General features: G+C 55.7%; 1 protein-coding gene. It reads left to right on the top strand.

Annotated features, from left to right (window positions below):
• Window positions 1-226: 226 nt before the first annotated feature.
• A complete protein-coding gene (locus FW760_RS25930) occupies window positions 227-1,576 on the top strand; it encodes an IS110 family transposase (RefSeq protein WP_100634378.1) in 1,350 nt (449 codons plus the stop codon).
• Window positions 1,577-1,583: the final 7 nt, after the last annotated feature.

Below are 1,583 nucleotides of genomic sequence, written 5' to 3'. Positions count from 1 at the left end.
TAAAAAACCGCCTCCCCGGCACTCCGTGGCCCACTGGACTAGAAACACCGTGCTCTACACTTACCCCACTGGACAGTGGTCGCTGGCTTTTTGGAGGCTAAGTCCCCGTCAAAAAACTTGACCCAGGGGAAGCTGCGGACCCGTTAGTGGTGGCGCGTTTCGTGACCCCGTTTAGGAAGGTGATTTGATCCGAGTCCCCGTCCAGTCAACTTGACTGGAGGTGCTCATGAAAAAGCACGATCTCAAGCAGCGTGGGCTACCGGTTATTCATGATCGCGCAGCCGGCATTGATATTGGCTCACGCTTCCATGTTGTGGCCGTTCCCGCCGATCTGGCCAAAGAATCTGTTCAAACCTACCAGGCGTTCACGGCTGACTTGGAGCGCATGGCCAACTGGCTGGTGAATCTCGGCATCACCACCGTTGCGATGGAGTCGACCGGCGTTTACTGGATTCCCGTCTACGAAATACTGGAAACGCATGGTCTCCGGGTGGTACTGGCCAACGCCCGTGAGGCTCGCGCCATGCCAGGGCGTAAAACCGATGTGAATGATGCACAGTGGATACAACGACTCCATGCTTGCGGTTTGCTGCGCGCTAGCTTTCATCCAACCCAAGAGATTTCGGCCTTACGCAGTTACTTGAGGCTGCGCGAGCGTCATCTCGACTATGCCGCAGCACATATCCAGCACATGCAAAAAGCTCTCACGCACATGAACCTGCAATTGCATCACGTCGTAGCCGATATCACCGGATTGACAGGCATGCGGATAATCCGGGCTATTGTCGCAGGCGAGCGTAATCCTTCTTCACTAGCAGCGATGAGCGACAAGCGTTGCAAGGCTGGTATTGATGTAATTGAAGCGTCATTGGTCGGCAACTACCAGCCCGAGCACGTTTTCGCTTTGACGCAGGCGCTGTCCATGTATGACGCCTATCAGGCGCAAGTCGTTGTTTGTGATCAGCAGATTGCGCAAACATTGATGGCACTCTCTCAGCAAAAGGTAGCTCCAGCCGAGCCGTTGCCAAAACCACGCCACAACACACGGCAACCCAATGCGCTCAACTTCGATGTCCGTACCTTGCTCTATCAATTGGTCGGAGTCGATCTGACGCAGATCCACGGCATCGGCCCCTATCTGGCGCTACGACTGGTCGCCGAGTGCGGCACGGATTTAAGCCGATGGCGCACCTGCCACCACTTTACCTCTTGGTTGACGCTCGCCCCCGGCTGCCGCATCAGTGGTGGCAAGGTACTTTCGGCGCATACCCGGAAAACCAAAAATCGAGTGACCGCCCACTTACGGCTTGCAGCAGTAACCGTCGGCAGAACCAATACGGCATTGGGGGCGTTCTATCGACGTCTCGCGGCTCGAATCGGTAAAGCCAAAGCCGTCACGGCCACTGCGCGAAAGATCGCCATCCTGTTCTACAACGCCATGCGTTTCGGCATGAATTATCAAGACCCGGGAGCCGATCATTACGAGCAAAAATATCGGGAGCGAGTGGTGAAAGGATTGTATCGGCGCGCGGCCGAGTTTGGTTTTACGCTACAACCGGCAGATGGTGTTTCTTAGGAAGGCC

The sequence above is a fragment of the Pseudomonas sp. 1176_21 genome (assembly GCF_052850635.1).
Note: the sequence above shows the minus strand (reverse complement) of the source record. Positions and strands in the feature narration are given on the sequence as shown.

Coding starts and splice junctions, on each gene's coding strand:
- FW760_RS25930 (WP_100634378.1), top strand. CDS start 227: ATGAAAAAGCACGATCTCAAGCAGCGTGGGCTACCGGTTATTCATGAT.